This window comes from Mycobacterium kyorinense (assembly GCF_001672775.1).
Classification (GTDB): Bacteria; Actinomycetota; Actinomycetes; order Mycobacteriales; family Mycobacteriaceae; genus Mycobacterium; species Mycobacterium kyorinense_A.
Window position 1 is genome coordinate 1 of the sequence record NZ_LZKJ01000054.1, and the last position, 13,652, is coordinate 13,652.

Sequence of the window (13,652 nt, forward strand, 5' to 3'; positions counted from 1 at the left end):
GAACCTGGACAAGGTCAAGCCCGGCGGGCACTTCGACGAGCAGCACTTCGCCCACTGAGCTTGGCGATCGGCCGCTCCTCCGCGCCGAGTGTGCGGTTTCATACGCAACACGCCGGGAAGAGCGTATGAAACCGCACAATCGGGGTGTAGCGGCCTCCACGCCCGCTTCTGGGACAATAGCGGGGAGATGACTGCGATTTCCCAGACGAGCGGCCGATCGCCAAGCTCAGTGGGCGAAGTGCTGCTCGTCGAAGTGCCCGCCGGGCTTGACCTTGTCCAGGTTCTTCAGCGCGGTCGCCGTGTCGTCATGCAATGCCCGCGCCAGGTCGGCGGAGAGCCCTTCGCGCACCACGATGCGCAGCACCGAGACGTCGGTGGCGTTGTCGGGCATGGTGTAGGCCGGCACCTGCCAGCCGAAGGTGCGCAGTTCGTGGGAGACGTCGAACTCCGTGTAGCCGCGGTCGCCGCGCAGCCGGGCGGCCACCACCGGGATCGCCGACCCGTCGGAGATCAAGTCGAAATGCTCGCCCGCTTTGAGCTGCTGGCCCAGCCAGCGCGCCGTCTGCGACAGCGACTGCATCACCTGGGTATAGCCTTCCCGGCCCAGCCGCAGAAAGTTGTAGTACTGGCCCACGACCTGATTCCCCGGCCGGGAGAAATTCAGCGTGAAGGTCGGCATGTCGCCGCCCAGGTAGTTGACCCGGAAGACAAGGTCTTCGGGCAGGTGTTCGCGGCTGCGCCACACCACAAACCCGATGCCGGGATAGGTCAGGCCGTATTTGTGGCCGCTGACGTTGATCGACACCACCCGCGGCAGCCGGAAGTCCCACTTCAGGCCGGGATGTAGGAACGGCACCACGAAGCCGCCGCTGGCCGCGTCGACGTGTACCGGAACGTCGACTCCGCCGCCGCCGGCCAGCTTGTCCAGGGCCGCGCAGATCTCCGCGACCGGTTCGAGCTCACCGGTGTAGGTGGTGCCCAGGATGGCCACCACGCCGATGGTGTCCTCGTCGACGGCCTCCACCACTTGCTCGGGGGTGATGACGTAGCGGCCCTCTTCCATCGGCAGGTAGCGGGGTTCGACGTCGAAGTAGCGGCAGAACTTCTCCCAGACCACCTGCACGTTGGAGCCCATCACCAGGTTGGGGGTGCGGCCTTTCCAGTCCTTGCCGACCTTCGCCCGCCAGCGCCACTTCAGCGCCAGCCCGCCCAGCATCACCGCCTCAGACGAGCCGATCGTCGACACCCCGATGGCGCTGGACGGGTCGTCGTCGCGCAGCCCCTCGGCGTGGAACAAATCGGCGACCATGCACACGCAGCGCTGCTCGATGGCCGCGGTCGCCGGGTATTCGTCCTTGTCGATCATGTTCTTGTCGAACGTTTCGGCCATCAGCTTGCCGGCCTCGGGGTCCATCCAGGTGGTGACGAACGTGGCCAGGTTCAGTCGTGAGCTGCCGTCGAGCATCAACTCGTCGTGGATGAAGCGGTAGGCGGCTTCGGGATCCATCGATTCGTCGGGCATCCGCAACGCGGGCACCGGTGCGGTGAACAGCCGGCCGGTGTAGGCGGGGCTGACTGAATGCGCGGGGACTGAGGGGTGGGGCACGGCGAATCCTTTCGTTGGTGCGGGCTACAGGCCGGCCAGCGCGGTGCGGATGTGGCCGAGGATGCGCGACGCCGACGTGGGCGCGTCGCCGGGTCCGGGATCGCCGGCCGACAGCGCCGCCGCGCGGGCATGCACGAAGGCCGCCGCCGCGGCCGCCTCGCCCGTCGGCAGGCCGGCTGCCAGCAGCGCGCCGATCATGCCGGACAGCACATCACCGGATCCGGCGGTGGCCGCCCAGGATTGGCCGGCCGGACTCAGGTAGACCGGGCCGTCGGGTTCGGCGATGACGGTGACGTTGCCTTTGAGCAGCACGGTCGCGCCGAACGCGTCGGCGAGCTTGCGGGTGGCGCTGATGCGGTCCTCGCCCGGCGGGGCGCCGGCCAGTCGGGCGAATTCGCCGGCGTGCGGGGTGAGGACGGTCGGCGCGCGGCGGGCGCTGACCAGTTCGGGGTGCGCGGCCAGGATGGTCAGCGCATCGGCGTCGACGATCACCGGCAGGTCGGTGTCCAATGCGAACCACAGCGCGGCGGCGCCGGTGTCCTCGGTGCCCAGCCCCGGCCCGACCACCCAGGACTGCACCCGCCCGGCCGTCGCGGGAGTGGGCGAGGCGATGACTTCGGGCCAGTGCGCCAGCACCTCAGCGTGCGCGCGGCCCGCATAGCGGACCATGCCGGAGGTGGCGGCCACCGCCGCGCCGGTGCACAGCACGGCCGCGCCGGGATAGGTCGACGAACCCGCCAGGATGCCGGTCACGCCCTGGGTGTACTTGTCGTCGTCGGGTCCGGGCACCGGCCAGCGCGCCACCACGTCGGGAGTCTCGAAACCACGTACATCGGTGTCGGGGAGGCCCAGACCGATGTCGACCAGCCGAACGCGGCCGCAGTCGGCCAGCGCGTGCACGGGTTTGAGCCCACCGAAGGTGACGGTCAACGCGGCGTGTACTGCGGGGCCGGTGATGGCGCCGGTGGCCACGTCGATGCCGCTGGGGATGTCGACGGCAACCACCGGAATCGCACCGACGCCGGCGAAGAGTTCGGCGGCCGCCGGTCGCAGCGGCCCAGACCCGGAAATACCCACCACGCCGTCGATGACCAGGTCGGTGGTGCTGGCGATGGAGTCGACGATGCGCCCGCCCGACTTTCGGAACGCCGCGAGGGCCTGGCGGTGGGCCCGTTCGGGGTTGAGCAAGACGGCGTCGGCGGCTGCACCCCGGCGACGCAGAAACGTCGCCGCCCACAGCGCGTCGCCGCCGTTGTCGCCGGAGCCGACCACTGCGCACACCCGCCGCCCCGCCACTCCGCCGGTGCGGGCGGTCAACTCGCGGAGGATTTCGGTGGCCAGCCCGTAGGCCGCCCGGCGCATCAGCGCGCCGTCGGGCAGGGTTGCCAGTAGCGGCGCTTCGGCTTCGCGAATCGCGTCAACGGAGTAGTAGTGCCGCATCATCCCCAGGATTGCATGCCGCGCCGCGATGCGCCGCGCTCCCCGACGGCTCAGCCGCCAAAGTCGCCCGCGACGTGTGGCCTCAGATGGTGCCACCAGCAAGCGATGTAGAGCAGCATCGCGACCACCAACAACACGATGACCCAGAGCACGACGGTGACGTCGATCCAACTCCCGAACGGCGGCGACCCCGGCAGCGCGTTTCTCAGCGGCACCACCGCGAACAGCATCGCGGCGTACCACGTCGTCATGGGCGGCTGGAACGGGCGGCGGTTGCGCAACGTTTGAACCGCGACGAACAGCGCTTGGGCGGCAATCACCACCAGAACGGTGACAATGACGATGGCGAACGCTGCCGTACTTGTTGATCGCCGCAACTCCACCCGATGCGGGGCGAAAATCTCGCTCTGGGCAGCGGGGCCCGTATCGACTCGCCAGCCGGGCAGGCGATTGGTGAAGGTCACCATCGCGGGCTCCGGGACCTTCGCCGCGCCGCGAAACAATTCGACCGTGATCGGGCCGGAATGGTAGCTGTCGAAGGGCCAGTCTTCCGCCTGGCCGCTAAGCGTCAACGGAACGGGAAAAACACCGGGAAGTACGTCTTTTGACCATGTCCGCATGGTCGGTTGGGCCACTGATGTAACTGCGACGCTGAGCTCGTCGGCCAGTCGGTGGGTGTGCGGGTCGAGCAGTGCCGACCCCGGCGAAATGGTCAGGTTGGCAACCAGCACCGTGTTGTTCGATTGAATGTCTTCGACATTGAAGTTCGCGACGGTCACGTCGGCCGGGGGTGCGCCATCGGTCTGGCGGTGCCCCATGCCGCCGTTGGCGTAGAGCACGACCGACGCGACGTAAGCGCCGAGGACCGCCACGATGAGTCCCGCTATAGCGAATTTCACGAAGACCCAAACCCGGTGCCCGTTAAGCCGACTTCCGGCCACTCGACCGACTCGTTTTGCACAATGAGATCTCCTCGCCGACACAATGACTCGGATTTGAGCATGAAGCTAACGCCGACGAAACCAATTTCGGTGAATTAGTCCGCCACGGCGGGACAGCACTCTTGATCCGTCACAGCCGTCCGCGTAGGGTATCCAGCGATTACGCAACTATGCGTAGCGTAATAGGCGGACGAAAGGACTCGACTTGACGTGCAGCCGCTATGCCGGCCGGCCGTTCACCACGTCCACAGCCGAGATCGCGGCCGCGCTGGAGCAGGTGAGCATCCCGACGCTGCTGCTCTCGCTGGTGCACATCACCGGTGAGCCGCGCTTCATCCGCGAGTTCAAACCCGCCGGGATCTTTCTCAACGAGGTCCAGGGGTTCATGTCCGAGGACGACAAAGCCCGGGCCCGCGCGGCGGCGCTGCCGGTGATCGTCGACTACCGCGATCGCGGCTGCCCCGAGCCCGCGCCCCTGCCCCGCGACCTCGTCAAAGAGATGATGGACTGGGCGGCCTGCGAAATCGTGCCCGACGGCTACGTCGAGCTGCTGCTGGAGGAGATGGACCTCGACGGCATCGACCCGCGCCGCCCGGCGCCGCTGGATCCCGACCGCACGCAGGAGCTGCCCGTCGTGGTGATCGGCTGCGGCGAATCCGGCGTCCTGGCCGGAATCCGGCTGCGCCAGGCCAATATTCCGTTCACGATCGTGGAGAAGAATGCCGGCCCGGGTGGAACCTGGTGGGAGAACACCTATCCGGGCGCCCGTGTCGACGTCGCCAACCACTTCTACTGTTACAGCTTCGAACCCAGCAACGACTGGACGCACTTCTTTGCCGAACAACCCGAGTTGCAGGCGTATTTCACCAAGCTGATCGACAAGCACGGCCTGGGTGAGCAGATACGTTGGCAGACCGAGATCACCGCGGCCGCATGGAACGACGACCACGGGACGTGGACGCTGACCGCGCGGTCTCACGACGGCCAGATCACCACGTTGCGGGCCCGCGCCGTCATCACCGCGGTCGGACAGCTCAACCGGCCCCATGTCCCAGCCTTCGACGGGGCGGACACCTTCAGTGGGCCGTCGTTTCACTCGGCGGCCTGGGACCATTCCGTCGACCTGGCCAGTAAGCGGGTGGCGCTGATCGGCGCGGGCGCCAGCGGATTTCAGATCGCTCCGGCCATCATCGAGGACGTCGAGCATCTGACGGTCTTCCAACGCAGCGCACAGTGGATGTTTCCCAACCCGATGTATCACGAGTGCGTCGGCGACGGAGTGCGCTGGGCGATGGACCACCTGCCGTTCTACGGTCGCTGGTATCGCTTCCTGGTGTTGTGGCCCGGCGCCGACAAAGGACTCGACGCTGCACGCGTGGACCCTGATTACTCCGATCAGGAGTATGCGGTCAGCGAGATCAACGCGGCCGCGCGGTTGATGTTTACCGACTGGATCACCAATCAGATTGGGGCAGACCAAGATCTGTTGGCCAAGGTGCTGCCGGATTACCCGGCGACCGGCAAACGGACGCTGCAGGACAACGGCACCTGGCTGGCCACGCTGCGCCGCGACGACGTCGAGTTGGTACGCACCCCGATCCAGCGGATCACCCCCAGCGGCGTCGTCACCGACGACGGCGTCCACCACGAGGTCGATGTCATCGTCTACGCCACCGGCTTTCGGCACACCGACGTGCTGTGGCCGATGACGATCACCGGCCGCGACGGCGCCGACCTGCATACGCTGTGGGGTCAACGGCCCTACGCGTATCTGGGGATCACCGTTCCGGGCTTTCCCAACTTCTTTCTGCTCTACGGCCCGGGCGCACATCTGGCCCACGGCGGCAGCCTGATCTTCAACTCCGAACTGCAGATGCGTTACATCAACACGTGCCTGGAGGAATTGGCCAGGGGCGGCGTGCATTCCGTCGAACCGACCGCCGAGGCGGCCCTCGCATGGCATCAACGCACCCAGGCCGAGATCAAACAGATGGTGTGGTCACACCCCGCGGTCAAGCACTCTTACTTCAAGAACACCGACGGCGAGATCCACACCGTCAGCCCGTGGCGACTCAACGAGTACTGGACGGCGGTCCGCGAACCCGACTGGTCGCAGTTCGTCGTACGGAAAATCGGCGCGAAAGGAGCGCAGTGAGCGGAGTAATCGTCACCGGTGGCGCGTCGGGCATCGGGCGGGCCAGTGCAGAGGCGCTGATCGCCGACGGCCGGCGGGTCGCGCTGTGGGACATCGCCCCGGCGGTGCAGCAGGTCGCCGCGGAGTTGAGCATGCCGGGCTCCGTGGTCGACGTCAGTGACGACGCCGCGCTGCCCGACGCGGTCGCCGCCGCCGCCGAGGCGCTCGACGGCGTCGACGGCCTGGTGCACGCCGCTGGGCGGGTGCTCGCCGAGCCGGTCGGCGCCTACACCGGCGACTCCTGGGACGCCATCCTCGACGTGAATCTGCGCGCCCAGGCGATGCTGGTGCAGTTACTGCTGCCGCAACTGGAACAGTCGGCGCGCCAAGGCCGTTCGCCGGCGGTGGTGGGAATTTCGAGTATCGAAGGTTTGGCCGCCAACCCGTTCATCCCGGCCTACTGCGCCTCCAAGGCCGGCCTGCTGGGTTTGACCCGGTCGATGGCCGCCCAACTGGGGCCGGCCGGTATCCGGGTCAACGCGGTGTGCCCCGGCTTCATTCACACCCCGATGCTGCAGATCGCCCTCGACGTCGAGGAGGTCCGCGCCGGCTTTGTGCAAGCCGCACCGCTGGGCCGGATCGGCGAGCCCGCCGAGGTGGCGCAAGCTGTGGCGTTCTTGATGTCGCCGCGGGCGTCGTTCATCACCGGCACTCACGTCGTCGTCGACGGCGGCGTCACGGCCCGGCACCCGTGAGCACGATCGCACGCCAGTCAGAAGCTAGGGCTGTGATCGGGCCCGGATCACGACCGTGGCGTCCGTTTCGCGAAAAGCTGCTACTCGACGGTGACCGACTTGGCCAGGTTGCGCGGCTTGTCCACGTCATAACCCCGCGCGCGGGCCACTGACGCGGCGAACACCTGCAGCGGGATCGTCGACAGCAGCGGCTGGTAAAGCCTTGATACCGCGGGGATTTCGATCAAGTGATCGGCATAGGGGCGGACGGTGTCGTCGCCCTCCTCGGCGATCACGATGGTCACCGCGCCGCGGGTCTGGATCTCGCGGATGTTGGACAGCAGCTTGGCGTGCAGCGTCGACGAGTTCTTCGGTGACGGCATCACCACGATCACCGGCAGGTCGTCCTCGATCAGCGCGATCGGGCCGTGCTTGAGCTCGCCGGCGGCAAAGCCCTCGGCATGCATGTACGCCAATTCTTTGAGTTTCAGCGCGCCTTCCAGCGCCACCGGGTAGCCGACGTGGCGACCGAGGAACAACACGGTCGACGACTGGGCGAACCGGTAGGCCAAGTCGGCAACCGGCCTGATGCCGGTGAGCACGCGGGCCACGAGATCCGGCATCGCTTCCAGCTCCCGGTATTCGCGCTCGACCTCGTCGGAGTATTTGGTGCCGCGGGCCTGCGCCAGCGCCAGGCCGACGAGGTAGTTCGCCGCGATCTGCGCCAAAAACGTCTTGGTCGACGCCACGCCGATCTCCGGCCCGGCGCGGGTATAGAGCACCGCGTCACATTCCCGCGGAATCTGGCTGCCGTTGGTGTTGCAGATCGCCAGCACCTTGGCCTTCTGCTCCTTGGCGTGCCGGACCGCTTCGAGGGTGTCGGCGGTCTCGCCGGACTGCGAGATCGCCACCACCAGCGTGCTGCGGTCCAGCACCGGGTCGCGATAGCGGAACTCACTGGCCAACTCCACCTCGACGGGTAGCCGAGTCCAGTGCTCGATCGCGTATTTGGCCAGCAGCCCGGAGTGGTAGGCGGTCCCGCAGGCGACCACGAACACCTTGTCGACCTCGCGAAGCTCCTGGTCGGAGAGCCGCTGCTCGTCGAGCACGATCCGGCCGTCGACGAAGTGCCCGAGCAGCGTGTCGGCCACCGCGGTCGGCTGCTCGGCGATCTCCTTGAGCATGAAGTACTCGTAGCCGCCCTTCTCGGCGGCGTCCAGATCCCAGTCGATATGGAAGGGACGGGCGTTGGCGGCGTCGTCGTTGCCGTCGAAATCGGTGATCCGGTAGCCATCGGCGGTGATCACCACCGCCTGGTCCTGGCCCAGCTCGACCGCGTCGCGGGTATGCGGGATGAACGCGGCCACGTCGGAGCCCAGAAACATCTCGCCGTCGCCGATGCCGACCACCAGCGGCGTGGAGCGACGGGCGGCGACGATGGTGCCGGGTTCGTCGGCGTTGGCGAACACCAGGGTGAAGTGCCCTTCCAGTCGGCGCACGACCGCCAGCACCGACGCAGTGAAATCACCGGCAGTCGGCCCGTGTCGGTACGCCTGCGCCACCAGGTGCACGGCCACCTCGCTGTCGGTGTCGCTGGCGAACTCCACACCGGCGGCCTCCAACTCGTGGCGCAAGGTGGCGAAGTTCTCGATGATGCCGTTGTGGACGACGGCGATCTTGCCGGCCGCGTCACTGTGTGGGTGTGCATTGCGGTCGGTGGGGCGGCCGTGGGTGGCCCAGCGGGTATGTCCCAGACCGGTGGTGCCGCTCAGCGCTGCGGAATCGGTATCGCGCAGCGACTCCTCGAGGTTGGCCAGCCGGCCGGCTCGCCGCCGGACGGTGAGTTCGCCGGCCCCGTCGATCAGCGCGATGCCGGCCGAGTCGTAGCCGCGGTACTCCATCCGGCGCAGCGCTTCGACGACGACCTCGCAGGCAGACTGCTGCCCGACGTAGCCGACGATTCCGCACATAGCCCATCAGGGTAGTGCAGTAGGGGCCACCACCGTCGAATTCAGCAGGTCAGGGGGTGCTCCTGCTCCGGATGCGGCACAACGCGTACCGCTCGCGGGGCGCAAATAGTTTCCAGCTAGCAGGTATGCGCCCGGCCGTCCCGCCCGCGACACTGGACGGTGTGGCAACGGGTGGGGTATTGCGCTGCGTGATCGTGGACAACAACCGCGACTTCCTTAATGCTGCGGCTCGACTGCTCGAGCGGCAGAACATCGACGTCGTGGGGGTGGCGCACTCGTCGTCGGCCGGGGTGCAATGCGTCCAAGACCTGCGCCCCGACGTCACCCTGGTCGATATCGAGCTGGACGGGGAAAGCGGATTCGACCTGGCTGAACAACTGCATCGGGGCGCCGACGCTGCCCCACGAGTGATTTTGATCTCTACCCATGCCGAGGAGGACTTTGCGGAGTTGATCTCGACGAGCCCGGCGGTGGCTTTCTTGCCGAAGTCCGTCGTGTCGGGTGCCGCGATCCGCGAAATTCTGGACAACGCCAGCTAATCGAGGGGTTTATCTGGCTTCCAGGAACGTGATCACCGCGCGTACCCGGCGGTGGTCGTCGTCTGTTTCGGTCAGATCCAGTTTGGTCAGGATGCTGCGGACGTGCTTTTCGACGGTGCCCTCAGCCACCCACAGCCGCCGCGCGATGCCCGCATTGGAGCGGCCTTCGGCCATCAACTCCAGCACCTCGAGTTCGCGCGGCGACAGCACCGACAGCGGGTCGTCGCGGCGCCGGCCCGATACCAGTTCCTGCACCAGCGCCGGGTCGACCACCGAGGCGCCGTTGGCGATCCGGCGCAGGGTGTCCACGAAATCGGCGACGTCGGTGACCCGGCTTTTGAGCAGATAGCCGATCCCGCCGCCGCCGGCCAACAACTCCATTGCATGCTCGACGTCGACATGAGCAGACAGCACCATGATCCCGGTGTCGGGCAGCTCTTCGCGGATCGTTCGGGCGGCGTCCAACCCCTCGGTGGTATGAGTCGGCGGCATCCGGATATCGACGACGACCACATCGGGGGCGTGGCTGCGCGCTTGCGCGAGCAGTTCGGCGGCGTCGCCCGCCTGACCCACCACCGTGAACCCCGACCGGTCCAGCAAGCTGGTCAGGCCTTCGCGCAGCAGTGTTTCGTCGTCGGCCACTACCGCACGCAGCGGCGACGGCGTCTCGGTAGTAGTCGTGTCGGCGCTCAGCGGGTGCCCTTCGGAAAACGGTGACCGTTGCGTTCGGACACATCTTGCACCAAAGCGAGACGTCGGCGAGGGCGGGCTGCCGGAATCCGTCTGCCGCTAGACCAATGGCGGCGACCCGCCGTGCCCGGACACGCCGCGCTTGCGATCGCCGCTACGCCGACAGCCGCACGCGGTAGCGGACGTCGCCGGCCAGCCCGGCCAGCGCGCGCCAGGACCGGATCGCGCAGCGGGCGAGGTCGACGGCGTGGCTGCAATCCGTGCTACCGACGACCACCGAGTGGGCGCGCAACGCATTGCCGGTCACGGCGTCCAAGGTCTTCAGGTGCTCGGCGTCGATAGGTGCCGTCGATTGGTAGGCCGCCCGCAGGGCATAGAGTTCGGCCGCGTTGAGCATCCGCTTGGTCGCGCGGGACGCCGCATAGGCGGCGCGATGCGCCGCGCCCCAGGCGGCCACCGGTGGTGTGTCACCGGATGCGACTTGGCGGTGCAACTTGGCGATGTCCGAAATCGCTTGGGCAGCATCGTCTTCCGCGTAGCGAATGACTCCCCAGACGGGGTTGTCCAGCAGTTCGGCGACCCACGCGTGGATCACGGTGTCGGCCACTTCGGCGGTCCCCACCGTCTGCCAGCCGAGGTCGAGCGCAACGGCACCGTCTTCGCGGGACAGGAAACCACCGGGGCCGGCGAGCAGGTCGTTGCACCACTGGACGAAAGCAGCCAGCGGCCGGGCCGAGCAGTCCGGAAAGTCGGTGATCTCGGTGTCGCCGTTGATGTAGGAGATCGCGTTCATCGCGCACCCTTTGCCTGAACCGGCCGGATACGATCCGGCGACCAAGCGCAGTTGGATGAGATCGTCGTGGTTCATTTCGGTTGAGTCCCTTCGTGATGCCGACGTGGTGACTCCGTCAAGACTCAGGCTTGGGCCGGGAAAAGTCGTCTAGGCTGGCAACCATTACTGCCTGCGGCGACCTGCAATATCGGCCTACCTGCTAGCAGGAATACCGCACCGCCCGTGGCGGCGATCGTCGTCAATCCGCCTGAGCTGTATCCGCTGTAGCGTTATGCGCCGTCGACGGGAATCGTGACGTCCAGCGACGTCCCGCTGCCCGGCCGGGATTCGACCTTGAACTGTCCGCTGACCGCCTCGACGCGGTCTTTCAGCCCAATCAGCCCTGATCCGCTGGCGGCATCGGCGCCGCCGACGCCGTCGTCGCCAATCGACACATACAAATTCGCGTCGTCGACGTGCGCGGCGATCGTGACTTCACTCGCTTGAGCGTGCTTGTCGGCGTTGGTCAGCGCTTCGGCCACCACGTAATAGGCGGCAACCTCGGCAGGCTCCGGCAACCGGCGGTCGATGTCCAGGTCGAGAGTGACCGGAACGGCGGATCGCCGTGCCAGGTTGCGCAGCGCGGCGGCGAGTCCCCCTTTGGCGAGGATGCCCGGATGGATGCCGCGGGAGAGCTGCTGCAGGTCGGTGAAGACTTCGTTCAAACCGGCGACCGCCTCGGACAGCTCGTTTCTGACCTCGGTCAGATCGGCCGGCACCAATTCCTCTGCCATCCGCAGCCGCAGGCCCAGCGAGACCAGCCGTTGTTGGGCACCGTCGTGCAGGTCGCGTTCGATGCGGCGCCGCGCATCGTCGGCGGCGGCGACGATCCGGGCCCGGGACGCCACCAGCTCGGCGCGGGTGGTGGCCGCGGCGATTGCGGTGGCGATCAGCTCGGCGAATTCGGCGATGCGCTGCTCACTGTTGACCGGCAGCGACTCCGGCCCGGACGAACCGACCAACGCCAGGCCCCACACCCGTTCGTCGACGATGATCGGTGCGCCCACCCGGGAATGCATGCCCAATTCCCGCATGCGCGCGACGAGCGGCCCGGCGGCGTTGTCGAGACTTTCCATGCGGTAGGCGCGGCCGGTGCGGAACACCTCTCCGGCCACGTTTTGGCCCTCCAAAGGCAGCCGCTCCCCGATGGCAAGGCCATGCGCCCCGGCTTCGGCATAGCAGGCGACGACAACGATCGCGGTGCCGTCGTCCTCGTAACGGAGCACCTCGGCGTAGGGCACCTCCAGGCATCGGCCCATCTCCTCGGCCACCGCGCCGAACACCTCTTGCGGGCTGACCCCGCTCGCCACGAGTGTCGCCACCCGCCGCAACGCGGCTTGCTGCGTTGCCAGATGACGCAACTGCTCCTGTTCGCGGCGCCGCTCGGTGACGTCGCGGCCCAGGCAACAAATCAGCCCGTGTTGGGGTACCACGCTCCATTCGAACCAGCGTCGGCTGCCGTCGGGACAGACCACCCGGCTTTCGAAGCCCATCGGCACGCCGGCGCGGAAAAGCTCTTTGATGGCCGCGTCGACGTCCTCTTGGTCCTCGGGCGCGGCAAAATCGGTCGCCTTCACCGCGGTGCCGGGCGCGTACCCGAAGATTCGGCTGAAGGCCGGGTTGACCCGGATCAACCGGTGCCGGTCGGCAATCACCAACAGGTCCGTGGACAGATCGAAAAACCGTTCCAGCTCCCGATGGCTGTCGCGCAGTGCGTCGTCGACGCTGTGGTCGGTTGCCGCCATCTTGGGAGTATCGCTCCGCGGCGGCGGCCTGCGCCCGGGAATCATGACGCTGATAGTCAGACTTGCGCACCGCGTCTAATTGCCTGGCTCCTCCTCATCGCGCTACGCGCTCTGCAGCGTCGCCAGGCTGCCGTGGTGCGCTACCGTCAACGCGTGGCCAGCATGAGGAAGCTTTTCGCCGCTTTGACCCGGCGTGGACCGCACCGTGTGTTGCGCGGCGACCTGGCTTTCGCCGGTCTGCCCGGCGTGGTCTACACGCCGGAGGCCGGATTGAACCTGCCCGCGATCGCCTTCGGCCACGACTGGCTTGCCGGCGTCGAGCGCTACTCGAAACTGCTGGAGCACCTGGCATCCTGGGGCATCGTCGCAGCCGCCCCCGACACCGAACGCGGACTGGCCCCCTCGGTGCTGAACCTGGCGTTCGACCTGGGTACCGCCCTCGACATCGCGGCAGGCGTCCGCCTGGGGCCGGGCAAGATCAGCGTGCATCCGACCAAACTGGGCCTGGTCGGTCACGGCTTCGGCGGGTCGGCCGCGGTGTTCGCGGCGGCCGGGATGCCGACCAAGCCCAAAGCCGTTGCGGCGATCTTCCCGTCGGTCACCGCACCACCTGCCGAGCAACCCGCCGCGACGCTGCAAGGCCCCGGTGTAGTCTTCAGCGCTCCCGGGGACGCGAAAACGTTGCGCTCCAACGCACTTGCGATTGCGCAGGCGTGGGATGCCGCGACACTGCGGATTGTCGGCAAGGCCCAGCCCGGCGGGCTGGCCGAAGGACGTCGGCTGTCGGCGGTGGTCGGACTGCCCGGCGCGCACCGCAAAACACAGCAGGCAGTCCGTGGGCTGCTGACCGGGTACCTACGCTATGAGCTCGCAGGCGACAAGACCTATCGCGACTTCGCCGACCCCGAAGTGCAGTTGCCCAGGACCGTGCCGGCGGAGGAGGCGTTGACGCCGGTGAGCCCCGAAGAAAAGTTCGTCGCGCTGCTCAAGCACTGAGCGCCTCACCGCGGCGCCCGGCCGG

At 67.5% G+C, this 13,652-nt stretch carries 11 protein-coding genes; 4 read left to right on the forward strand and 7 right to left on the reverse strand.

Annotation, left to right across the window (positions count from 1 at the left end; genetic code table 11):
* Positions 1-226: 226 nt before the first annotated feature.
* The 3 genes from A5707_RS04995 to A5707_RS05005 are packed head-to-tail and all read right to left on the reverse strand — an operon-like array spanning position 227 to position 3,945.
* Complete coding sequence (locus A5707_RS04995) at positions 227-1,606, reverse strand: glutamate decarboxylase (RefSeq protein ID WP_065013415.1); 1,380 nt, start codon at positions 1,604-1,606, stop codon at positions 227-229.
* Between the two features lie 24 nt (positions 1,607-1,630).
* Positions 1,631-3,046, reverse strand: coding sequence for a bifunctional ADP-dependent NAD(P)H-hydrate dehydratase/NAD(P)H-hydrate epimerase (locus A5707_RS05000; protein WP_065013446.1), 1,416 nt, complete (start codon positions 3,044-3,046; stop codon positions 1,631-1,633).
* Positions 3,047-3,096: 50 nt separating this feature from the next.
* Positions 3,097-3,945, reverse strand: coding sequence for a DUF4436 domain-containing protein (locus A5707_RS05005; RefSeq protein WP_065013416.1), 849 nt, complete (start codon positions 3,943-3,945; stop codon positions 3,097-3,099).
* 247 nt (positions 3,946-4,192) lie between these two features.
* Here A5707_RS05005 and A5707_RS05010 point away from each other — a divergent pair, with 247 nt between their 5' ends.
* On the forward strand, positions 4,193-6,142 hold the full coding sequence (locus A5707_RS05010; protein ID WP_065013417.1) for a flavin-containing monooxygenase: 1,950 nt from the start codon (positions 4,193-4,195) through the stop codon (positions 6,140-6,142).
* Entirely contained in the window at positions 6,139-6,876 is a 738-nt protein-coding gene (locus tag A5707_RS05015) for an SDR family NAD(P)-dependent oxidoreductase (RefSeq protein ID WP_065013418.1), read from the forward strand. The genes A5707_RS05010 and A5707_RS05015 overlap by 4 nt, the downstream gene beginning before the upstream one ends.
* Positions 6,877-6,956: 80 nt before the next feature.
* Here the strand turns inward: A5707_RS05015 and glmS are convergent, their stop codons facing one another.
* Entirely contained in the window at positions 6,957-8,825 is a 1,869-nt protein-coding gene (gene glmS, locus A5707_RS05020) for a glutamine--fructose-6-phosphate transaminase (isomerizing) (RefSeq protein WP_065013419.1), read from the reverse strand.
* 161 nt (positions 8,826-8,986) lie between these two features.
* Between glmS and A5707_RS05025 the strand changes: the two genes are divergently transcribed.
* On the forward strand, positions 8,987-9,364 hold the full coding sequence (locus A5707_RS05025) for a LytR/AlgR family response regulator transcription factor (RefSeq protein ID WP_232000631.1): 378 nt from the start codon (positions 8,987-8,989) through the stop codon (positions 9,362-9,364).
* 9 nt (positions 9,365-9,373) lie between these two features.
* Here the strand turns inward: A5707_RS05025 and A5707_RS05030 are convergent, their stop codons facing one another.
* The 3 genes from A5707_RS05030 to A5707_RS05040 form a co-directional block, all read right to left on the reverse strand.
* Complete coding sequence (locus A5707_RS05030) at positions 9,374-10,006, reverse strand: response regulator (RefSeq protein ID WP_232000632.1); 633 nt, start codon at positions 10,004-10,006, stop codon at positions 9,374-9,376.
* Positions 10,007-10,208: 202 nt separating this feature from the next.
* Complete coding sequence (locus A5707_RS05035) at positions 10,209-10,922, reverse strand: hypothetical protein (RefSeq protein WP_065013421.1); 714 nt, start codon at positions 10,920-10,922, stop codon at positions 10,209-10,211.
* Between the two features lie 194 nt (positions 10,923-11,116).
* Entirely contained in the window at positions 11,117-12,631 is a 1,515-nt protein-coding gene (locus tag A5707_RS05040) for a PAS domain S-box protein (protein ID WP_065013422.1), read from the reverse strand.
* A gap of 153 nt (positions 12,632-12,784) precedes the next feature.
* Between A5707_RS05040 and A5707_RS05045 the strand changes: the two genes are divergently transcribed.
* A complete protein-coding gene (locus A5707_RS05045) occupies positions 12,785-13,627 on the forward strand; it encodes a dienelactone hydrolase family protein (RefSeq protein WP_065013448.1) in 843 nt (280 codons plus the stop codon).
* Positions 13,628-13,652 lie beyond the last annotated feature (25 nt).